Below are 22,454 nucleotides of genomic sequence, written 5' to 3' on the forward strand. Positions count from 1 at the left end.
GATTGGGGTAGCAAGCGGAAAGCCCCTTCGCGGGGAACCAGAACGCAAGAAAATTGACGCCCTTCGCTTGGCGGCAGTTTTCTTGCGTTCTGGGCGGAAGGGGCTTGCAGCGCGCGAGGGCGAAGCCCTTAGGGCCTTTGCGGCGGAGGCCACATAATAAAGTGTCCCGACGAGGAGACGGACAAACACCGCGCCGGGCTGCTGGAGAAGTGGCCGCATATGCAAAGACGCAAAACAGGGTTTGGCCGTCAAGACGGTCAAGCGTTGTCCAAACATTCACGCCGGTCACAGCCAGCGCTATCTATAGAATCTCTACGAGGGAGCCTGGGTCTCTTCGCGGTCTAATCAGCGCAATTTCGTCAAGCTGGCCGCATGATAGGGTTCGTTCAGAAGAGGGTGCCGCCATGGGTAGCTCGGCGTGCTAATCGACACATGGCCAATTAGCGCCATCCCGGTCTGCGCGGTCACCATCCCTTCCGTCCCCTCGCGGAGATACCTTTCGGCGTGGGCCGAAAGGATTCCTCAAGCCGCTGCGGAGCTGGCCAATTCGCTACCTTCTGTCTTGTTGCTCCAACGGAAATCCTGCTCGTTTATCCACATCCGGTGTAGGACGATGGCCAACTTGCGAGCGACGGCAATGCGCGCTCTGTTGAACCCGCGCCTTTTGGCAACCTTGATTCCCCAGGCCCTGAGTGTTGACCATTTCCTGCTCGAAGACAGCAGGACGGTGGCGGCCTGAACCAAGTGCACGCGCGTCATGGAGTTGCCAAGCCTGGAAATGCTCCCTTGATAATCTGTTTCTCCCGACTGGTACTGCTTTGGTGTGAGGCCGAAATAGGCACCGATATCTTCGTTGTTGGAAAAGCGCAGCGGATTATCGACGGCTGTTACAAAGGACAGCGCGATGATCGGCCCGACCCCCGGCGCGGTCATCAGCCGCCGGCAGACCGGGCTGTCTCTGGAAACTGCTTCCACACGCCGGGTCAGAATGGCCAGGTGCTTGCAGAGGTCTTCGTAGAGGTCGAGGGACGGCATGATTCCATCGCTCAACGTGAGGCCAAGTTCGTCGGCCTTGACGAGAGCCGCCATCACTCGCTCGCGGAAAGTCTTGCTGTTGACGTTGCCGCGGGGCACGAGGAGCCCGAACGGTTTGAGGCTGCCGGTGATGTTGTTCTCGAGCCCGATTCTTTGCTGCACCAACTGTTGCCGTAAGGTGAGCAGCGTCCGATCCTCCTGGCTGCTACGGGCGCGGACGATGACGGGCCGGATAAACTCTCCTCCCATACGCACGAGCTGCGCGAGACCGCGGGCATCGTTCTTGTCCGTCTTGTTGCGGTAAGTCTTGAGAAACCGGTGCGCTTGAAAGGCTTCAAGACATATCAACGGCAGCCCCAGCTTCGTCAGTTCGATGTGCAGCCATGCACTCATCGCTCCTGCCTCAATGCCGATCCTGACGATGGAAGAGATCTGAATGTCCTTGGCGACAAGCCAGCCGTGAATGTCGCTTGGCCGCGTCAGTGACTTCCCTTCGACAACTATCTTGCCTTTAGCATCTACAACGCAGATTGCCGTCTGACGCTGCGATACATCCAATCCAATGTAGCATTGCATAGATGCTTCTCCTGTTGGGCTGCAGAAAAGCAAAAGGTACTTCATTCGCCGCAGAACCGGTCCGCGGCTACACTATGGGTAGCAGGTGCCAGGGCGACCCGGGCGGAGGGGGATCGCCCGCCCGAAGGGCCGCTTCGCCAGAAGCGGGTCTGCACAAGCGCATGCCATGTCGTCCAAGGTCGGCAGAATGAAAACAGCGCGGAAGACCGGGGAGACCGCTCGGATCGGCGCCGGCATAAGCCGGCGCTTCACCCTGGCGCGCGCGAGGGGCAGCGCCCCTGAGATCCAACCATGAGAAAGATCGGCAGAGCTGCGGACGCGAAGTGGAAGCACAAGTGAGAGAACTAAAAAGGCAGCCGGCGAGAGGGCAGTGATAGCGACGCGGTCATGCAATGACCGCGGGCTCCGAGGCGACTGCAGTCGCGAGACCGGTTAACAAGGCACCCGAGCGCGGGACAGTGATAACGACGCCGGCATGCAATGACGGCGGGCCCGCGGGCGAGTGCCTCCGGCGAGCGACACATTATACTCTCTTACTTGCGCGAGGAATCGAGGCCACCGTGCGGCTTGGTTTACGAGAGCCCGCTGGGGCGACAGCCGCACGCGCCCACGCAACCGATCCGAAGCAGCAGAGAGATGACACGAATATGATCGGCTTGACCTAGCAGCGGCTAGTGATACCGGGGCGCCGCAAGCGGCCTGACTTGGGCGGAAGATGCAGCAACTTAGCTTTGCCAGCAGTTGAGCAATCTCCCTGCGCGATGTTTAATTGCGATCAACAGCTCGACCGTAGAACAAGCACCGAATAGACTCTTCCATGGGCGCGAAATCGTCGTCATTCCCGTCGCCACCCATAATCTACTTCATGTGACGTCAGCGTTTTGGTTTGCGCGATGCGACGCTCTGCCCTCATTCCGATCGGTTCTTGGCCCCGCCGCATGCCTGCGGCAATCGCAGCTGGATACTGCGGAGAATCTTCCGTCGAAGCATTTCTCAAACGAGTCGGCATCGAGTATCCTCAACCACGGATCAAAGAAGGACGACGCCAGCTGTGGTTGAGAGACGATCTGGACCGGGCGATAGCTCCGCACCTCGTTCCCGGCGACCTCGCCGAGGATTTGTGAGCGTGGAACTGCCTCGTTACGTTATCCCGAAGGTGCTGGCGACCGGTCGGACGGCGTTCTATTACAATGTCCCGACACGCTATCGGAAAATGGGCTGCCCGGTACCGAATGAGCCCTTGGGCACCGACTATGCCAAGGCTTTGCGGAGAAGGCAGCCGGGCCGAAACGTTGAACGGCCTGTTCGATGAATGGATGGATGCCCGCAAAGGACTCCCGGTCTCGAGCGAAGCAGCGCCACGCATCGGTACAATCGACTGGCTCTTCCGTGAGTATCGGCAGAGCCGCGCGTACCTGGAGAAGGTCAAGCCACGGTCGCGCCGAAACTACGAATGGAATATGCGCGAGATCTGCGACACGCTGACCAAGCGCGGCGATCGCGTGGGCAGCCGGCCGATCAAGTCAGTGACACCACTAAGCGCTGACAAGCTGTATGACACGTTCGTCAGGGGTGGAAAGGGCAACCGGCTCCGGACCGCCGAAAAGCTGATCGTGCTCTGCCGCAAAGCCTGGCGCGTGGTTCACCGCCTGCATCCGGCCGAGTTTTCCCAGGACGTTCCAAATCCGTGGATGGGCGTTACCATGGCGACCCGGATCAAGCTCGTGAAGCACGCGGTGACGCGCGAGCAGGTCTACATGTTCGCGCATGGCTGCGTGGCGCGCGGCGAGCCGGAATGCGCAGCAGCAGCTGTAATCTGCTTCGAGTGGTTGCAGCGCCCGGAAAACGTGATAGCCGGCCACATCAAATGGAGCGGGTACCGAGCCGGGCCCAAGCCGACCATTCGGATCGAACACCACAAAACCGGTGCCGTGATCGACCATCCCCTGGAAGAGCGCTTGGCCACCGGTGAGGTCGTAAAATTCTACGAGGAAGCCGAGGGAGTGCTGGGTAAGCTGACGCGCCGCGGCGTACCGATGATCCTACGCGAGATCGTGCCCCACCAGCGCCGCGCCTCGGACGACGATCAAAAATCCGTCTCGAAGCCCTACTCGTTCTCCGGCATGCAAAAGATCGTCCAGCGGATGAGGAAAGACATCGGGCTGCCCAAGGAGTTCACCCTGGATGCTTGCCGACACGGCGGGATGACCGAGCTCGAGGAGGCGGAACTCACCGAAGGACAGGGTCGCGCCCTGTCCGCGCACCGTACCCGGGAGAGCTATGCCGGGTATGCCAAACGGACCGAAGCCCGCATGCTGTCCGCAACTCGGAAGCGGCATGCGCACCTGCTCGCGAACCAAATGGCAACAGACGTTCAGAATGCAACTGCGGACAGCGTTCAGAACACACAACAAGAACCATCAAAATCTTCCTGAATAATCAAAGCGTTAGGATGGCTGGGGCGGGAGGGATCGAACCTCCGAATGGCGGAATCAAAATCCGCTGCCTTACCGCTTGGCTACGCCCCAACGCGCCGATCGACGGCCACGTCGGTCTATAGGGTGAGTCCCGCCATTTCAACAGCGCGACGGTCGAAAAGGCACGAAAGCCGCAAGGTGATGCCGGCTCCATTATAGAGAGACGCCGCGGCGGCCGAAACAGACCGTGCGCTATCCGCTCGGACTGTTGAGAGGCCGCCGGTTTCATGGGAAGACAATTCCCAAACGCCTCGTCGGGAGTAACGCCATGACCTACCGTGCGCCGATCAACGATATCCTGCTGTCCCTCAACCACGGTGCGGGGCTCGCGGCCGCCGTGGCGGCCGGCCATTACGGCGATTTCGACGGCGATATTACCGCTGCGGTGCTGGAAGAAGCCGGCAAGTTCGCCTCCGATGTGCTGGCGCCGCTGAACAAGGTCGGCGACGAGCACGGCATCAAGCTCGACAACGGCAAGGTGACTACCGCGCCCGGCTGGCCCGATGCCTATCAGCGCTGGACCGCCGCCGGATGGAACGCAGTGTCGGGGCCGGAAGCGTTCGGCGGCCAGGGCCTGCCGCTCGCGATCAACGCCGCCTGCACCGAGATCTGGAGCGCCTCGAACGTCGCCTTCGGCCTCTGTCCGCTGCTGACGCTGTCCGCGATCGAGGCGCTCGATGCCCACGGCAACGACGAGCTGAAAAAGATCTATCTCGAGAAGCTCGTCACCGGCGAATGGACCGGCACGATGCAGCTGACCGAGCCCAATGCCGGCTCCGACGTCGGCGCGCTGCGCACCCGCGCCGAGCGCGCCGGAGACGGCACCTACCGCATCAAGGGCACCAAGATCTTCATCACCTATGGCGAGCACGACATGACCGACAACATCGTGCACTTCGTGCTCGCACGATTGCCCGATGCACCTGCCGGCACCAAGGGAATCTCGCTGTTCCTGGTCCCGAAATTCCTGGTCAATGCCGACGGCTCGCTTGGCGCGCGCAACGACATCCACGCCTCCGGTGTCGAGCACAAGCTCGGCATGCACGCCTCGCCGACCTGCACCATGACGATGGGCGACAAGGGCGGCGCGATCGGCTTTCTGATCGGCGAGGAAAACGCCGGCATGCGCTGCATGTTCACGATGATGAACCAGGCGCGCCTCGGCGTCGGCCTCGAAGGCGTCGGCATTGCCGACCGCGCCTATCAACAGGCGCTGGCCTATGCGCAGGAGCGCAAGCAGGGCAAGGCCGTCGGCCACAAGGGCGACGGCATGGATCCGATCATCGTGCATCCCGACGTCAAGCGCATGCTGATGCAGATGCGCAGCATGACGGCGGCGGCGCGCACGATCTGCTACGCCACCGCGGTCGCGCTCGACGTCTCGGTGCGCGCTGAGGATGCCAAGGTCCGCGCTGAGGCCGCTGCGCGCGGCGCGCTGCTGACCCCGATTGCGAAAGCCTTCTCCACCGACATCGGCAACGAGGTCGCCTATCTCGGCGTCCAGGTCCATGGCGGCATGGGCTTCATCGAGGAGACCGGTGCCGCGCAGCATTATCGCGATGCCCGCATCACCTCGATCTATGAAGGCACCAACGGCATCCAGTCGATCGACCTCGTCACCCGCAAGCTCGGCGCCAATGGCGGCGCGTCGGTGTGGGCGCTGCTCGACGAGCTCAATGCGACCATCAAGCAGGTCGAGACCTCGAACGATCCGGCGTTCGGCACCACCGGCGCAAAGCTCCGCGACGCCCACGCCGCGCTGGAACGCAGCAGCAAATGGCTGCTCGAGCGGCTGGCCTCCGCACCGAACGAGGCGCTGGCAGGTGCGACGCCCTATCTGCGGCTGTTCGGTTCGACGCTCGGCGGCTGCATGCTCGCCGGCGAGGCGCTCGCCGCCAAGGCCAATGGCGAAGCCGAGCCGCAACGCTACGTCGCACTGGCGCGCTTCTTCGCCGAGAACATCGCCGTGCAGGCGCCGTCGCTGGAGAAGACGGTGACGGAGAGCGCCGAGGCGGTGACCGGGGCAGATGCGGTGCTGGCGGGATAGCGCGCCGGCAGTCTTCCACCATCACGGCTGTCCTCGGCCCGCTTGGTTGGCGCACATATCGCGCCTCACTCACCGCCGTCGAACCGGCAACGCCCCTTGGTCACCCCTGCACCGGCCGCCAGCGAAACCAGTAGTAATGCGCACAAACCGCGTCGGTTCGAATATCCGCAAACAGCAGCGCAGTAAGCCTTGCGTCAGCTCACCGTAAGTTTCGTGTAAGCCGATGCCGAAAAACTTTGCACTCGCACGCATCGACGCAAAGATTTTTATGACCCCATAGAGATTCATATGGGTGCGTAAGCATTGCTTAAGAGCTTCATCCTCAGAACTTCTGACAGCACCGGATACCTCCGGCCGCTCAGAGTTTGCCGCAAATCGCTTTATTGAAACCGATAGTGGAAGATGAAGTCCATGATGCGCTCCGGGTTGTATCGCTTCGCCACAGACCGCCGGGGCAACGTTGCGATCATCTTCGCGCTCGCGACCGTGCCGCTGATCTATCTGCTGGGGATGGCGACGGACTACACGCAGGCGCTGCGCAAGAAGAACCAGCTGGATGCCGCGGCGGACGCGGCCGCCATTGCAGCCGTCAGGCCCGCGATGCTGCTGCAAACGGATTCGACGGCAAAGGCCGCGGCCGCCGCCGTCTTCGCGTCGACCGCCAACAGCATGTCGGGCTTGACTTCGGCCCCGTCACCGACAATCAACATCGTCGACTCCGGCCTGCAACGTACCGTGACGGTCTCGTACAGCGCCGCATCGATCAACAATTTCGGCACCCTGCTGCGCAGTGCGGCCTGGCCGATCAACGGCAGTTCGACCGCGAAGGCGGCAAGCGCGCCCAACATGAATTTCTATCTGGTGCTCGACGACTCGCCCTCGATGGCGATCGGCGCGACGCAGACCGACATCAACAACCTTATCTCCTACACATCCGCGCAGCCGTCGGCTTCGCAAAACTGCGGCTTCGCCTGCCACGAGACGCATCCCAACCTCGACTCGGGTGCCAAGTCCTCGAGCGTCGACAACCTGACCATCGCGCGCAACAAAGGCGTCACCTTGCGCATCGATCTCGTGGTGAATGCCGTCAATCAGCTGCTCGTGTCATGGTCGAACTGCCCGCAGACCAGCGTGTCGGGCGGCGTCATGCAATGCATGTCGGCCTTGAACAACACCACCTACAAGGCGGGCCTCTACACCTTCGACTACAACTTCAACACGCTGCAGTCGCCGACCAGCCCGTCCACGGCCGGGCAGGCCATCTCGAACATTCAGCTGATGACGGTCGATCACCAGAACTGCGTGATCTCGGGAAGCTGCAGCACCGACTATGGCACGGACATCGAGAACGCGCTGACCAGCGTCAACAACCTGATGCCCAACCCCGGTCTTGGCAGCAATCAATCGGGAGATACGCCGCAGGAAGTCGTCTTCCTCGTCACTGACGGAGTCGACGACAAGATCGTTGCCCTCAGCTCGTCCTGCAACGCCAACGCGACGCTGCAGGCGGTGGGCTCCAGCTATCGATGCCAGCAGCCGCTCGACACCACGATGTGCACGACGATCAAGAACCGGGGCGTCCGGATCGCGATCCTCTACACCGAGTATCTGCAACTTCCGACCGACAGTTGGTACACGGGTCACATCGCCCAATTCAACAATCCATCCTCCTCAACCGGCCAGATCGCGCAGAACCTGCAAGCATGCGCCTCGCCCGGCCTTTTCTCCGATGTTCAAACCGGCGGCGACATCTCCACGGCGTTGACGGACTTGTTCATCAAGGTCGCCTCAAGCACAGCCAGCCTCACGCAGTAACAAAGCGCCGAGACCCACGTGACACTCGCATTGGCAAGACAACATCGATATCGCTCTGCCGGATTCGTCAGGGATTGCCGGGGCGCCACCGCGGTCGAGTTCGCGCTGGTCGCGGCGCCCTTTATCGCGCTCCTTATCGCGATCCTGCAGACGTTTCTCGTCTTTTTTGCGCAGGAATTGCTCGAATCCGTAGTGCAGCAATCGAGCCGCCAAATCCTGACCGGGCAGACCCAATCGGCACAGGCGACACAGGCCGCCTTTCACCAGACCGTCTGCAATCAGGTCACCGTCCTGTTCACCTGCAGCAAGATATTCGTCGACGTGCGGGTCGCGAGCAGCTGGTCGAGCGCCGATACCTCGGCTCTCGTTCCGACGTATGACAGCCAGGGCAACGTCAACAACATGCAATTCAATCCGGGCAACGCCGGAGACATCGTCGTGGTCCGGGTGATGTATTTGTGGCCGGTCTTCCTCGGACCACTCGGATTCAATCTTTCAAATCAGCCGAACAACACGCGGTTGATCCTGGCTACCGCCGCCTTCCAGAACGAGCCGTCTTCGTAACAGGTGATTTTCATGAGACCCCCGTCATTTCGCGTGCGGAAGTTCTTGATCGATACCGAGGCCCTGGCCGCGATCGAGTTCGCCATGATATTGCCTTTCATGCTGCTGCTCTATGTCGGCGGCATCGAGCTCGCCAATGGCATGGCCATCAACGTCAAGGTCACCGCGGCCGCTCATTCGGTCGCCGACATGGTCTCGCAGAACACCCAGGTCAGCGCGACCCAGCTGCAGAACATCCTCGGCGCTTCGACCGCGATTCTCGCGCCGTATCCAACAACCGCCAACGGCAGCTCGGTCACCACGATTACCGTTTCCGGCGTCTCCACCGACAACAACGGCAACGCGACCGTGCAGTGGAGCGAATCGTACAACGGAACGAGCTACGGCACGGGACGGCCGGTCGGGCAGAAAATCACGTTGCCTGCGTCGCTCACCGGGACACAGAACTACAATGTCTCGTTTGTCCTGGGCGAAGTGTCGTACGGCTACACACCCCACCTCGGCTTCACCATCAGCGGGACCTTGACGCTCGCGGACAGCTATTACCTGTTCCCGCGCTGCTCGACCAACAGCCCCGCCAACGCGAACTTTCCGTACTATGACGTCAAGCTGACGGCCTCGACGACATGTACCTGCATCCAGCATCTGCAACAGAAGAGCTGCTAATGGCCTGATAGCGGCCTGACAACCTCTGCTCTCGGGAAGTCCGACACTCCAGCCACGCCGACGGCCCGCGGGCAATGTCCGCAAGCTAGATTGAAGTCGCGTCCGGCCGCGGCGCCTTGTGGTCGGTCAGGCTGCCGACGATCGACGCGCGGCGGGACAGTTCGATCCAGTTGCCGTCGGGATCGAGGATCATGGAAATCCGTGCGACCTCGCCGAGCGTCACCGGCGCAAGGCCCTCGCGCACGCCCTTGGCGCGCAGCGCGTGATGCACCGCGTCGATGTCGGCGACCTGCAACGTGATATAGCGCCAGCCCCGCGCCGACCGGACCGGATCGACGGTCGCCGCACGATCTTCCGTGAGCAGGATCAGGCTGTCGCCAAGGCGAAACGCCGGGCCTCCCGACCACGATTGCTCGGCATAGCCGAGGAGCTCGCTGTAGAACCTGCGGTGCGCGGCAAGGTCGCGCACCGCCATCAGGACCGCGATCTGCGAGATGCCGTCATGTCCGGGTGCCACCAGGCAAACCCGGGCGCCGTCAGGGTCGACCATGCGCTGCGGCGCCGCGACGCCCTCGCGCGCAACGATCAGCTCGCGATAGCCGCTCGGCGGCGCATCCGGCAGCGGCTCGAGATGATGATTGAGCTTGATCACCGAACCATGCGCGTCGTGCCGGTACTGCTTCTGCCCGCGGCGGATCGGCTGCATATGATCGAAGCGAAGGCCGGCGTCCTGCTGCCAGAACCGCAGCATCGGCTCGAGCTGGTTCGAGGAGAGGCCGATGTCGATCACCGTCTTTGCCAGTTGCATCTGCTGCTGTCCTCGGATGAAGTGCACCACGATGGGCCAGCTATGCGAGGATCAGGTCACCAACGCAAGCACCACGATCACTATCGCGGGTCGGCCGCCTGGCCGCTGCGACCGCCTGACACAGTCAATCAGCGAGGACCGATATGCCAGCAGGCCTGGTTCAGACCTTTCGCGCTTTTGCCTACAACAATGCCTGGGCCAATCATCGCCTGCTGACGGCCTGCGGTGAACTCAGCCAGGCGGAGTTCGCCGCGGCGCGCACCGGGTTCTTCCCGAGCCTGCAGGCGACGCTGAACCACATCCATGTCATCGATCTGTTCTATGTCGACGCGCTCGAAGCGGCTGGCTCGGGCCGAAGGCGTGGGCGAACGAGGTGCCTTACCCCGCGGTCGCCGCGTTGAAGAGCGCGCAGCGCGCGATCGACCAGCGGCTGATCGCTCACTGCGATGCGCTGACGGCTGAGCGGCTCGACGAATTGGTCAAGGTCAATCGCGACACATCCGTGCAGATCGAGCGGCGCGACCGCCTGTTGATGCATCTGTTTCAGCATCAGATCCATCATCGCGGCCAGGCCCACGCGATGCTGTCCGAAACCACGGTGAAGCCGCCGCAGCTCGACGAATTCTTCGCCGCCGGCGAAGCTCCGCTGCGCGCGGCCGAGTTCAACGAGCTCGGATGGACGGAAGCCGCCGTGTGGGCGGCTGAGCGCGGTTCCGCCCGCGATCGTGCAATGGCAACGGTTCCCGATCTAAACGGGGCCTTGAAGTCGCCCATCTCCACGCTCACCTCTGGTGAAACGTGGGGAACTCCATCTATGCCTTTCGCCAATCATCGGGGCCAGCGCATCCATTACACCGTCGAGGGATCCGGGCCGCTGATCGTGCTGCAACACGGCCTGCTGCTCGACGCCGCAAGCTGGAAGCAATGCGGCGTGGTCGACGCGCTTGCCGATCGGTTTCGCGTCGTCTGCGTCGACTCGCTCGGACACGGCGCGAGCGACAAGCCCGCCGATCCCGAACTTTACGATCAGGAACAGCGCGCCGGCGACATCGTCGCCGTGATCGACGATCTCGGCGGCGAGCGCGCCCATGTGGTCGGACATTCGATGGGCGGCTGGGTTGCGGTCGGCGTTGCCCGGTTTTTCCCGGCGCGGCTGGCATCGCTTTCGATCGGCGGCTGGGATTTTCTCACCGGATTGCCGCGCGGCAATGCCGGGCCGCTGACTTATGCCGCCTTCATCACCTTCGCCCGCCGCACCGTGCCGGAGCTCGCCGAATGGGTGACGTCCGATCTCGAAGGCGGAGTGCGCGCCTGCTTCAATGCGCTCGGCCAGGTCGACGGTGCCAGGGACGCCGTGCTGTCGTCGCGCGTTCCGGTGCTGCTGTGGAACGGGCAGGACGACGGACCGCACGCGCCGATGCAGCGCTTTGCCGCAGAGAACGGCCTGTACGCGATGTCGGTCCCCGGCGATCATCTCGGCGCATTGTTTCAGCACGGCGCCGCGATCGGCCGCGGCATCGGCTCGTTCGTCGGACGCGGCTAGACCGGCATCCCTGCGAGCAGCTTGTCGAGCGTGATCGGGTAGTCGCGCACCCGCACGCCGGTCGCGTTGTGGACCGCATTGGCGACCGCGGCGGCGACGCCGCAGATGCCGAGCTCGGCGACACCCTTCGCCTTCATCGGCGACGAGATCGGATCGGTCTCGTCGAGGAAGATCATGTCCTGATGCGGGATGTCGGCGTGGACCGGCACCTCATAGCCGGCGAGGTCGTGATTGACGAACAGGCCGTGCCGCTTGTCGACCACGAGATCCTCCATCAGCGCGGCGCCGACGCCCATCGTCATTGCGCCGATCACCTGGCTGCGCGCCGCCTTCGGATTGAGGATGCGGCCCGCAGCGCACACCGCCAGCATCCGCCGGACGCGGATCTCCGCCGTGTCGGCATCGACGCCGACCTCGACGAAATGCGCGCCGAAGGTCGATTGCTGGTAGGTCTTGGCGAGATCGCCATATTCGATGGCATCCTCCGCCACCAGGTCACCCGCGCCGGCGGCCTGCGCCAGCGGCACGGTGCGATTGCCCGAGCTGACCGCGCCGTCGGCGAACACCGCTTCTGCGGAGTTGAAGCCGAGCTTCTGCGCAATGGTCTCCCGCAGCCTGGTGCAGGCGGCATAGACGCCGGCGGTGGAATTGTTGCCGCCCCACTGCCCGCCCGAGCCGCACGACACGGGAAAATCCGAATCGCCGAGCCGCACCACGACCTGCTCCAGCGGAACGCCCATCATCTCGGCCGCCGTCTGCGCGATGATGGTGTAGGAGCCGGTGCCGATGTCTGTCATGTCGGTCTCGACCATCACCCTTCCCTGCCGGTCGAGGCGGACGCGGGCCGCCGATTTGGTGACGAGATTGTTGCGGAAGGCCGCAGCAACGCCCATGCCGACCAGCCAGCGCCCGTCGCGAACCTGACCCGGTTTCGGATTGCGCTTGTTCCAGCCGAACCGCGCTGCACCCTCGTTCAGGCACTGCACGAGCTGCCGCTGCGAAAAGTGCCGCTGCGGGTGCTCCGGATCGACCTGGGTGTCATTGGCGATACGCAGCGCGACCGGATCGATGCCGAGCTCATCAGCGAGCTCGTCGATCGCGATCTCGAGCGCCATCATGCCGGAGGCTTCTCCCGGCGCGCGCATCGCGTTGCCCTCGGGGAGATCGAGCGCGGCGAGCCGCGTCGCCGTCATCCGGTTGGCGCCGGCATAGAGCAGCCGGGTCTGGCTCACCGCCATCTCGGGCTCGCCGTCCTTGACGTTGCCGGACCAGCTTTCATGACCGATCGCGGTGATCTTGCCGTCGCGCTCGGCGCCGATGCGGATGCGCTGGATGGTGCCGGGACGATGGGTGGTGTTATTGAACATCAGTGGACGTTGCAGCGCGACCTTGACCGGACGGCCGGCCGCACGGGCACCGAGTGCTGCGAGCAGGACGTCGGCGCGCAGGAACAGTTTTCCGCCGAAGCCGCCGCCGATATAGGGCGACACCAGGCGGACATTCTCCCTCGGGATGCCAAGCGTCTTCGCCAGATCCTCCGCGCCCCAGGCGATCATCTGGTTGGAGGTCCAGACCGTGAGCTTGTCGCCGTCCCACGCCGCGACCGACGCGTGCGGCTCCATCATCGCGTGGCCCTGATCGGGCGTGGTGTAGGTGGCGTCGAGTTGCACCGGCGCAGCGGCGAAGGCGGCGGCGAAATCGCCGACGGCGGTATCGGCCGGGCCGCCGATCTTCGGATCCGGCGTCCCAGCCTTGTCGCGCTCCGCGGCAAGATCGAACCGGCCGTCGCCCTTGACGTAGTCGATCCGGACCAGTTGCGCGGCGGCGCGCGCCTGCTCGAAGGTTCCAGCGACGACGATGGCGACGGCCTGGTGGTAATGCGCGATCTCCGGCCCGCCGAGCAGCGGCGCCGCGTTGCGCTCGCCCTTGCCGAGCTTGCCGGCATTGTCCGATGTGACGATGGTGAGCACGCCGGGCGCAGCCTTCGCGGCCTCGAGATCGATCGAGCCGATCCGTCCCTTGCCGATCGCCGATCCGACTACGTAGCCATAAGCCTGGTTCGCTTCGAATTCGTGCCGCTCATAGGCGTAAGTCGCAGTGCCGGTGGTCTTCAGCGGCCCCTCGATCCGGTTGGTCGGATGGCCGACCACCTTGAGCTGGTCGATCGGATTGAAGGTGGCGGGATGTTCAAAACGCATGATCTTAAGCCCTCATCTCAAGCCTTCATTTCAAGCCTGTCTCAGGCTCTGGCCTCGCGCAGCACCGCTGCCAGCGTCCGCTCGGCGAGCGGCAGCTTGTACGCATTGTCCTTGGTCGGTTTTGCATCGGCGAACAGCCGTGCGGTGACGGCCTTGGCACCATTTGGCAATTCCGACTCCGCCGCCTCGACGCGCCATGGCTTGTGCGCGACGCCGCCGAGCGCGACGCGGCCACTGCCGTCGCGCTGCACGATCGCGGCGACCGAGACCAATGCGAAGGCGTAAGAGGCGCGGTCGCGGACCTTGCGATAGGCCTGCGTGCCGCCGATCGGTTTGGGCAGCGTCACCGCCGTGATCAATTCGCCGGACTCCAGAGTGGTCTCGAGCTCGGGGCTGTCGCCGGGCAGACGATGCAACGCGGCGATCGGGATGCTGCGCGTGGTGCCATCGGGCCGCACCGTCTCGACCACTGCGTCGAGCGCGCGCATCGCCACCGCCATGTCGCTCGGGTGGGTCGCGATACAGGCGTCGCTCGCACCGACGACCGCATGCTGGCGGCTGAAGCCGCCGATCGCGGCGCAGCCGCTGCCGGGCTTGCGCTTGTTGCAGGGCAGATTGGTGTCATAGAAGTACGGACAGCGCGTCCGCTGCAACAGATTGCCCGCGGTGGTCGCCTTGTTGCGCAACTGGCCGGAGGCGCCGGCGAGCAGCGCGCGCGACAACACGCCATAGTCACGCCGCACGCGCCGATCCGCGGCGAGATCGGTGTTGCGCACCAGCGCACCGATGCGCAAGCCGCCGTCCGCGGCCTCCTCGATCCGGTCGAGCGCGAGGTCATTGACGTCGATCAGGTGCGCCGGCGTCTCGATCTCGAGCTTCATCAGGTCGAGCAGATTGGTGCCACCGGCGATGAATTTCGCGTGCGCGGTGCCGGCAGCTGCGGCGGCCGCGTCGCGCGGCGAAGTCGCGCGCTCATAGCTGAATGATCTCATGCGCTCCTCCCGGCGACCTCGCTGATCGCCTCGGCGATGTTGGAATAGGCGCCGCAGCGGCAGATGTTGCCGCTCATGCGCTCGCGGAGTTCGGCATTGGTCAATCGCACCGGCGCATTGAGGTCATCGGTGACATGGCTGGGGACCCCGGCCTTGACCTCGGCCAGCACCGCGACCGCCGAACAGATCTGCCCCGGTGTGCAATAGCCGCATTGGTAGCCATCGTGCTCGACGAACGCCGCCTGCAACGGATGCAACCCGTCCGGCGTGCCGAGACCTTCAATCGTGGTGATCTCGTCGCCCTGATGCATCACGGCCAGCGTCAGGCAGGAATTGATCCGCCGCCCATCGACGATCACCGTGCATGCCCCGCATTGGCCGTGGTCGCAGCCCTTCTTGGTGCCGGTCAGATGCAGGTGCTCGCGCAGGGCATCGAGCAGCGTGGTCCTGGTGTCGAGCTCGAGCTGATGGGTTTCGCCGTTCACGTCAAAGGATACTCGCGTCATCACGGGCGCTCCGGTTGGGGCAGATTGGGCAGCTGCGGGCGGCGGCATCGCGACCGACGCCAGCGAGGCGGCTCCGACAATCAACAGATGGCGCCGGGATAGTTCCAAATGTCCGGAGATCTGCATGCCGCTCTCCTCCTCACGCATCGGCCGAGCGCGGAACCACCAGGTCGGCTCCAGCTGGACCTGAGGGGAATGCTGCGGGCAGCGGAATGTTTCTCGCCCGAACTTAAACTCGTCGAGAGCGCGGTACGCCGCCGCAGGCCGGCCGCCACTGCGCCATTATGGCGCGGCCCCTCGGCCTCACCACGCGAGACCGGCCTACGACCAACGTCGCCCGCCCGCAGTCGCGGAAATCCGGTTAACTGCATTGCGCCGTTCTCATGCTCGCCTACCGGGAAAAGCGGCCTGGAGCCCTTGGGGCTTGCACCGGATCATGTAGGATGGCGGCATGCTTCCGCCCGGCGACGACGCCGGCCGACCCTGGGACCGCTTGATGACCGCGCATGTCATAGTGACCGACGAAGCCGCCACACGCGTGATCCGGCTGCGCAGGCCCGAGAAGAAGAACGCGATCACCCAGGAGATGTTTCGCGCGATCAGCGATGCGGTCGACAAGGCGCAGAACAATCCGAAGATCCGCTGCCTGATCATCACCGGGGGCTCCGGCGTGTTCACTGCGGGCAACGACATCGAGGATCTGCTCGCGCAGGGCACCTCGACCGGCGACACGCCGCCCGCCTCGGACCTGGTCAAGTTCCTGTATTCGCTGGCCCACAATGTGAAGCCGATCATCGCCGCCGTCGACGGCGTCGCGATGGGCATCGGCACCACCATGTTGTTTCACTGCGACTACGTGCTGGCGAGCAAGACCGCGCTGTTCTCGACGCCGTTCTCCAATTTCGGGCTGGTGCCGGAAGGCGCTTCCAGCCTGTTGATGCCGCGGATGATGGGCCACCAACGGGCGTTTGCGATGCTGGTGATGGGCCGCACCATGTCGGCCGACGACGCCCGCGTCGCCGGCTTCGTCAACACCGTGGTGGCGCCGGGACATGCCGAGGTCGAGGCGCACAAGGTGGCGCGCGAGATCTGCGCGCTGCCGGCCGAGGCGGTGGCGACCTCGCGGCGCCTGATCCGGCTGCCGCCGGAGGACGTCACCCGCCGCATCGAGCAGGAGAACCATTTGTTCAGCGAGCGGATGCGCTCCAACGAGGCGATCGCCGCCTTCAAGGCGTTCATGGCGCGCGCGAAGGATTGAAACGAAGCGTCGCAAAATTGTAGTGGCGTCGCGCCATGATCGTGTGCTCCATGGACAGGTCATGAGACAGCCCCGCCTCACGCCCCTCGCCGCGTTCTTCGCGCTTGGCCTCGCCGCAGCAAGTCCCTGCCTGGCGCAGGGCGCAGCGCCGGTCGACTTGCGCGTTCTCGCGATCAACGACTTCCACGGCTACCTGCGGCCGCCGCCGGGCGGCATCCGCATCACCGATCCCACCGACGCGACCAAGAAGATCATGGTGCCCGCCGGCGGTTCCGAGCGGATGGCGACCGTCGTCAAGCAGTTGCGCGAGGGACACAAGAACAACATCTTCGTCGCCGCCGGCGACCTGATCGGCGCGAGCCCGTTCTTGTCGGCGATGTTTCATGACGAGCCGACCATCGAGTCGCTCTCGATGATGGGGCTTGCGATCTCCTCGGTCGGCAATCACGAATTCGACGAGGGCAAGGACGAACTGCTGCGGATGCAGAATGGCGGCTGCCACCCGGTCGACCAGTGCCGGGGCCCGCATCCCTTCCTAGGGGCCAAATTCCATTACCTGGCGGCGAGCACCTTCGACAAGAGCACCGGCAAGACGGTTTTTCCGCCCTACGAGATCAAGGAATTCGACGGCATTCCGGTGGCCTTCATCGGGCTGACGCTGAAGAACACCCCGAACCTGGTGTCACCTGCCGGCGTCGCCAGCCTCGACTTCCACGACGAGGCCGACACCGTCAATGCGCTGGTCCCTGAGCTGAAGGCCAAGGGCGTCGAGGCCATCGTGGTGCTGATCCATGAGGGCGGCTTCCCGACCGGCGACTACAATGAATGCCCAGGGATCTCCGGCCCGATCGTCGACATCGTCAAGAAGTTCGATCGCGCGGTCGACGTCGTGATCTCAGGCCATACCCACCAGGCCTATGTCTGCGAGATCGACGGACGTCTCGTCACATCGGGCGACAAATACGGCACGCTGGTCACCGCAATCGATCTCAAGCTCGATCCGAAGAGCCGTGACGTGATCAGCGCCACGGCCGCCAACACCATCGTGAAAATCGGCGGCACGGCCAAGGATCCGGAGCAGAGCGCGCTCCTGGAATCCTATGACCGGCTGGCCGCGCCGATCGCCAATCGCGCGGCCGGCTCGGTCACGGAAACGCTATCGCGTACGCCCACCGAGACCGGCGAGAGCGTGCTCGGCGATATCGTCGCCGACGCGCAGCTCGCTGCGACCGCTTCGGAGCCGAATGGCGGCGCGGTGATCGCCTTCACCAATCCCGGCGGCGTGCGCACCGACATCGTCAAGCGCGAGGACGGCGCGGTCACCTATGCCGATATCTTCGCCAGCCAGCCGTTCCGCAACCAGCTTGTGACGATGACGCTGACCGGCAAGCAGCTCAAGGACGTGCTGGAGCAGCAATGGGCCGACCCGAAACGGCCGCGCGCCCTGCAGGTCTCGAAGGGCTTTGGCTATGCATGGGATGCGAGCAAGGGCGACGGCGCGCGCATCATCGCCGAGCGGATGTCGCTCGAGGGCAAGCCGATCGACCCGGCCGCGAGCTACCGCGTCACCGTGAACAATTATCTCGCCGAAGGCGGCGACGGCTTCACCGTATTCAAGCAAGGAGCAGCGCAGCAGTTCGGCATCTACGACGTCGACGCGCTCTATGCGTACTTCAAGGTCAACAGCCCGGTCGGCCCGGCGGCCGGAAAGCGGATCGAGCGGATCAATTAAGCGGATCAATTGAAAGACGTGCGGGCATGGAATACCCCTGCATCCTTCGTCATTGCGAGCCACCCGGTCGGCGCGCGGCGCCGCCGGATGACAGGCTCCGCGAAGCAATCCATCCATCCGCGCATGCGGCTGCATGGATTGCTTGGTCGCGTCGCTCCTCGCAATGACGTGGAACGAGTTCGGCTTTTGCCTCCACGTTCGGTCGCTGTCCCGAAAAGGTGAGGACCGGCTCAGGGCGGGCCCTTTCCGGAACGCCGCTAACGGCCTAGATTAGGGGTCGTTCGCGCATGATCTTGTCCGGAAAACCGCTGCGCACTTTTCCGGATCATGCGTCCTCGCACGCGCCTCCATTGCGCCGGGAATTTGCATGACACTGCTTCTGACGCACACCGCCTGCCTCAACCATCTCACCCCGCCCGGACATCCCGAACGCCCCGACCGGTTGCGCGCGGTTGCCGAGGTGCTCGGCGAGGACCGCTTCAAGGCGCTGGTGCGCGACCTCGCGCCGGAGGGCGACCTCGACACCGTGCTGCTCTGCCACGGCGAGCATTATGTCGGCGAGCTGCGTCACATCGCGCCGACCTCGGGCATGATCTATATCGACGGCGACACCTCGATGTCGCCGGGCACCTGGGAAGCCGTGATGCGCGGCGTCGGCGGCGCGGTGGCCGCGACCGAAGCGGTGATGGAGGGCAAGCATCAGAACGCCTTCGTCGCGGTGCGCCCGCCGGGACATCATGCCGAGAAGTCGACGCCGATGGGCTTCTGCTTCTTCGACAATGTCGCGATCGCCGCCCGCCACGCGCAGCGCAGATACGGCATCAAGCGCGCCGCGATCGTCGATTTCGACGTCCATCACGGCAACGGCACGCAGGATATCTTCTGGGCCGACCCCACCGTGATGTACTGCTCGACGCACCAGATGCCGTTATTTCCCGGCACCGGCGCTTCGGGCGAGCGCGGCGAGCACGACACCGTCGTCAACGCGCCGCTGGCGCCGGGCGACGGCGGCGCCAAGTTCCGCGCCGCGTTCGAGAACCTGATCCTGCCGCAGCTCGAAAAATTCTCGCCCGAACTCGTCGTGATTTCGGCAGGCTTCGACGCGCATCACCGCGATCCCCTGGCCTCGATCAACCTCACGGCTGAGGATTTCGGCTGGGTCACGCGCAAGCTGATGGATGTTGCCGACAAGAGCGCCGGCGGCCGGGTCGTCTCCGTGCTGGAAGGCGGCTACGACCTCGAGGGCCTGAAAGAGTCGGTGGCATCTCATGTCACCGCATTGATGGGCGCGTAAATACCCGCCACAATACGTCCGCAAAAATTCGATTGATTCTGCGCCGGGGCAAACATGGCCTGCGACGGGTCATGTTTGGACGACAAGATCAGGTTGCGATCTGATCCACGCAATCGGGAACGCAAAGAATGGCCGAAAACACTCAAGCCGACGTCAAGAAGCTGTCCTTCGAACGCGCGATCGAGGAGCTCGAATCGATCGTCAAGCGGCTCGAGGACGGCAAGGTCCCGCTTGAGGAATCGGTTGCGATCTACGAGCGCGGTGAAGCGCTGAAGCGGCGCTGCGAGGAATTGCTGCGCCAGGCCGAAGCCCGCGTCGACAAGATCACCACCGACGCCTCGGGCCAGCCGACCGGCACCGAGCCGCTCGACGTGCAGTAGCGCCGCGGGCTTTTCGCACCTTCGATCGTGCGACACGATGTCCGCCGCGGCGGGCGATTGTTGCTGCGTGTTTCCAGCATTCCGTGACGACGCGGAGCTCACCGCGGCGATCGGGTGCGGCCGCGAATCAGGCCGATCCGGACCGTCCGGTTGCCGCAAAAATGGGCGAAGTGGAACCGGAACCCGACGCAGGCATTGAAAAGGCTAGGCTTTTCAATGCGGCGCATAGGAACCCTGCACCCCCGATCGGGTTGGCTTTGGCTACAGCTTTGGTGTAATGCTTCCAGTTCTATGGGCATTTGAGGGTGGCCGGCGGCCCGAATTTTTCGGGCGGCATGCATCTCAAATGGTTCGACAAAACTGAACCGGGACGGGTGAAGAGCGACCAAGGTGATGCATATCACGTGGTCCAATCCGGAGTGAATTGAGGCTTACAACCAGGCACGGTCTGCCGGGGCGGCACCCGATGTCTGGCATTCGCTGCGCGATGTGCGCGCCAACCCATCTCGCGTCGGGCGGTTCGTTCCGACAGGCAAAAATTGGAAATTCGCTGTGACCACATTTAGTAAAACGCCGCTTCTTGACACTATTCACACGCCCGATGACCTGCGCAAGCTGAAGGTCGAGCAGGTGCGGCAGGTTGCCGACGAGCTCCGCCAGGAAACCATCGATGCCGTGTCGGTGACCGGCGGCCACTTCGGCGCCGGCCTCGGCGTCGTCGAGCTGACCACCGCCATCCACTACATCTTCGACACCCCGCGCGACCGCCTGATCTGGGACGTCGGCCATCAGGCCTATCCCCACAAGATCCTGACCGGCCGCCGCGACCGCATCCGCACCCTGCGCACCGGCGGCGGCCTCTCCGGCTTCACCAAGCGAACCGAGAGCGACTACGATCCGTTCGGCGCCGCGCACTCCTCCACCTCGATCTCGGCCGGCCTCGGCATGGCCGTGGCGCGCGACCTCTCCGGCGGCAAGAACAACGTTATCGCCGTGATCGGTGACGGCGCGATGTCAGCGGGCATGGCCTATGAGGCCATGAACAATGCCGGCGCGATGAACTCGCGCCTGATCGTGATCCTCAACGACAACGACATGTCGATCGCGCCGCCGGTCGGCGCGATGAGCGCCTATCTGTCGCGCCTCTACTCGGGCAAGACCTACCGCTCGCTGCGCGAGGCCGCCAAGCAGATCAACAAGCGCCTGCCGAAGATCCTCGCCAACCGCGCCAACCGCGTCGAGGAATATTCCCGCGGCTTCATGATGGACGGCGGCACGCTGTTCGAGGAACTCGGCTTCTATTACGTCGGCCCGATCGACGGTCATAACCTCGACCATCTGCTGCCGGTGCTGAAGAACGTCCGCGACATGGAGACCGGGCCGATCTTGGTTCACGTCGTGACCCAGAAGGGCAAGGGCTACGGCCCGGCCGAAGCCTCCGCCGACAAGTACCACGCCGTGGTCAAGTTCGACGTCGCGACCGGCACCCAGGCCAAGGCCAAGCCGAATGCGCCGGCCTACCAGAACGTGTTCGGCCAGAGCCTGGTCAAGGAAGCCCAGAAGGACGACAAGATCGTCGCCATCACCGCGGCGATGCCGTCGGGCACCGGCGTCGACATCTTCAACAAGGCGTTCCCCGACCGCACCTTCGACGTCGGCATCGCCGAGCAGCATGCGGTGACGTTCGCCGCCGGCCTCGCCACGGAAGGCTACAAGCCGTTCTGCGCGATCTACTCGACCTTCCTGCAGCGCGGCTACGACCAGGTGGTCCATGACGTCGCGATCCAGAGCCTGCCGGTCCGCTTCGCGATCGACCGCGCCGGCCTGGTCGGCGCCGACGGCGCGACCCATGCCGGTTCGTTCGACAACGCCTATCTCGGCTGCCTGCCGAACTTCGTGATCATGGCGGCCGCCGACGAGGCCGAGATGGTGCACATGGTGGCGACGCAGGTTGCGATCAACGACCGTCCGAGCGCGCTGCGTTATCCGCGCGGCGAAGGCCGCGGCGTCGAAATGCCGGAAGTCGGCGTTCCCCTGCCGATCGGCAAGGGCCGCATCATCCGCGAGGGCAAGAAGGTCGCGCTGCTGTCGTTCGGCACCCGCCTCGCCGAGTGCGAGAAGGCCGCCGACGAGCTCGCCGCCCACGGCCTCTCCGCCACCATCGCCGACGCGCGCTTCATGAAGCCGCTCGACGAAGAGATGATCATGAAGCTCGCCCGCGACCACGAGATCCTGATCACGATCGAGGAAGGCTCGATCGGCGGCTTCGGCTCGCATGTCATGCAGTTCCTGTCCGACAACGCGATGCTCGACAGCGGCATGCTCAAGTTCCGCTCGATGATCCTGCCCGACGTGTTCCTCGATCACGACACGCCGGCGGCGATGTATGCCCGCGCCGGCCTCGACGCCAAGAGCATCGTTGCCAAGGTGTTCGAAACCCTCGGCAAGGACTACAAGACCGAGACCGTCAAGCTCGCGTAATCGTTCCGGGCGGCCCGAGGACTTCCGGTTCTGATTGAATCAGAACGGAGCTCTGGCTTCCCGTTTGCACGAAACGCCATAG

At 64.0% G+C, this 22,454-nt stretch carries 16 protein-coding genes, 1 tRNA gene and 1 pseudogene; 12 read left to right on the forward strand and 6 right to left on the reverse strand.

Going from position 1 to position 22,454, the window contains the following annotated elements; genetic code table 11:
- Positions 1-522: 522 nt before the first annotated feature.
- Entirely contained in the window at positions 523-1,611 is a 1,089-nt protein-coding gene (locus tag ACVW17_RS35525; protein ID WP_456798627.1) for an IS110 family RNA-guided transposase, read from the reverse strand.
- A gap of 1,292 nt (positions 1,612-2,903) precedes the next feature.
- On the opposite strand from ACVW17_RS35525, the gene ACVW17_RS35530 reads away from it, so the two are divergent.
- Positions 2,904-4,046, forward strand: a complete 1,143-nt coding sequence (locus ACVW17_RS35530; protein ID WP_456798628.1) for a hypothetical protein — start codon at positions 2,904-2,906, stop codon at positions 4,044-4,046.
- Between the two features lie 18 nt (positions 4,047-4,064).
- On the opposite strand, the gene ACVW17_RS35535 is transcribed toward ACVW17_RS35530, so the two are convergent.
- A tRNA-Gln gene (locus tag ACVW17_RS35535) sits at positions 4,065-4,139 on the reverse strand.
- Between the two features lie 217 nt (positions 4,140-4,356).
- Here ACVW17_RS35535 and ACVW17_RS35540 point away from each other — a divergent pair.
- The 4 genes from ACVW17_RS35540 to ACVW17_RS35555 all read left to right on the forward strand — a co-directional run bounded on the left by ACVW17_RS35540 (position 4,357) and on the right by ACVW17_RS35555 (position 9,180).
- Complete coding sequence (locus tag ACVW17_RS35540; RefSeq protein WP_456756179.1) at positions 4,357-6,135, forward strand: acyl-CoA dehydrogenase; 1,779 nt, start codon at positions 4,357-4,359, stop codon at positions 6,133-6,135.
- Between the two features lie 411 nt (positions 6,136-6,546).
- Entirely contained in the window at positions 6,547-7,950 is a 1,404-nt protein-coding gene (locus ACVW17_RS35545) for a TadE/TadG family type IV pilus assembly protein (protein WP_456799010.1), read from the forward strand.
- An 18-nt stretch (positions 7,951-7,968) separates the two neighbouring features.
- Positions 7,969-8,514, forward strand: coding sequence for a TadE/TadG family type IV pilus assembly protein (locus ACVW17_RS35550; protein WP_456756180.1), 546 nt, complete (start codon positions 7,969-7,971; stop codon positions 8,512-8,514).
- A 12-nt stretch (positions 8,515-8,526) separates the two neighbouring features.
- The gene (locus ACVW17_RS35555; protein ID WP_456798629.1) at positions 8,527-9,180 is read left to right on the forward strand and encodes a TadE/TadG family type IV pilus assembly protein; all 654 of its coding nucleotides are present in this window, start codon (positions 8,527-8,529) and stop codon (positions 9,178-9,180) included.
- A gap of 85 nt (positions 9,181-9,265) precedes the next feature.
- Here the strand turns inward: ACVW17_RS35555 and ACVW17_RS35560 are convergent, their stop codons facing one another.
- Positions 9,266-9,988 carry a VOC family protein gene (locus tag ACVW17_RS35560; protein WP_456798630.1) on the reverse strand — a complete coding sequence of 241 codons (723 nt, stop codon included), beginning with the start codon at positions 9,986-9,988 and terminating at the stop codon, positions 9,266-9,268.
- Between the two features lie 143 nt (positions 9,989-10,131).
- Between ACVW17_RS35560 and ACVW17_RS35565 the strand changes: the two are divergent.
- Positions 10,132-10,685, forward strand: a pseudogene (locus ACVW17_RS35565) (DinB family protein); the annotation flags it as partial.
- A 33-nt stretch (positions 10,686-10,718) separates the two neighbouring features.
- Positions 10,719-11,531, forward strand: a complete 813-nt coding sequence (locus ACVW17_RS35570) for an alpha/beta fold hydrolase (RefSeq protein WP_456799011.1) — start codon at positions 10,719-10,721, stop codon at positions 11,529-11,531.
- On the opposite strand, the gene paoC is transcribed toward ACVW17_RS35570, so the two are convergent.
- From paoC to paoA, 3 genes are read right to left on the reverse strand one after another with little or no spacing between them, the layout of a single operon-like run.
- Positions 11,528-13,729 (reverse strand): aldehyde oxidoreductase molybdenum-binding subunit PaoC, encoded by a 2,202-nt coding sequence (gene paoC, locus ACVW17_RS35575; RefSeq protein WP_456798631.1) that lies wholly within the window; start codon positions 13,727-13,729, stop codon positions 11,528-11,530. The genes ACVW17_RS35570 and paoC overlap by 4 nt on opposite strands.
- Before the next feature lie 41 nt (positions 13,730-13,770).
- Entirely contained in the window at positions 13,771-14,721 is a 951-nt protein-coding gene (locus ACVW17_RS35580; protein WP_456798632.1) for an FAD binding domain-containing protein, read from the reverse strand.
- Positions 14,718-15,353 (reverse strand): aldehyde dehydrogenase iron-sulfur subunit PaoA, encoded by a 636-nt coding sequence (paoA, locus tag ACVW17_RS35585; RefSeq protein ID WP_456798633.1) that lies wholly within the window; start codon positions 15,351-15,353, stop codon positions 14,718-14,720. Before paoA ends, ACVW17_RS35580 begins: the two co-directional genes overlap by 4 nt.
- Before the next feature lie 370 nt (positions 15,354-15,723).
- On the opposite strand from paoA, the gene ACVW17_RS35590 reads away from it, so the two are divergent.
- From ACVW17_RS35590 to dxs, 5 genes are all read left to right on the forward strand, one after another.
- Positions 15,724-16,485 carry a crotonase/enoyl-CoA hydratase family protein gene (locus tag ACVW17_RS35590; RefSeq protein WP_456756597.1) on the forward strand — a complete coding sequence of 254 codons (762 nt, stop codon included), beginning with the start codon at positions 15,724-15,726 and terminating at the stop codon, positions 16,483-16,485.
- Between the two features lie 61 nt (positions 16,486-16,546).
- Positions 16,547-18,217, forward strand: coding sequence for a bifunctional metallophosphatase/5'-nucleotidase (locus ACVW17_RS35595; protein WP_456798634.1), 1,671 nt, complete (start codon positions 16,547-16,549; stop codon positions 18,215-18,217).
- 367 nt (positions 18,218-18,584) lie between these two features.
- Positions 18,585-19,511 (forward strand): histone deacetylase family protein, encoded by a 927-nt coding sequence (locus ACVW17_RS35600; RefSeq protein ID WP_456798635.1) that lies wholly within the window; start codon positions 18,585-18,587, stop codon positions 19,509-19,511.
- A 128-nt stretch (positions 19,512-19,639) separates the two neighbouring features.
- On the forward strand, positions 19,640-19,891 hold the full coding sequence (locus ACVW17_RS35605; RefSeq protein ID WP_028334494.1) for an exodeoxyribonuclease VII small subunit: 252 nt from the start codon (positions 19,640-19,642) through the stop codon (positions 19,889-19,891).
- A gap of 552 nt (positions 19,892-20,443) precedes the next feature.
- The gene (dxs, locus tag ACVW17_RS35610) at positions 20,444-22,372 is read left to right on the forward strand and encodes a 1-deoxy-D-xylulose-5-phosphate synthase (protein WP_456756190.1); all 1,929 of its coding nucleotides are present in this window, start codon (positions 20,444-20,446) and stop codon (positions 22,370-22,372) included.
- Positions 22,373-22,454 lie beyond the last annotated feature (82 nt).

It is taken from the genome of Bradyrhizobium sp. USDA 4473, assembly GCF_054063335.1.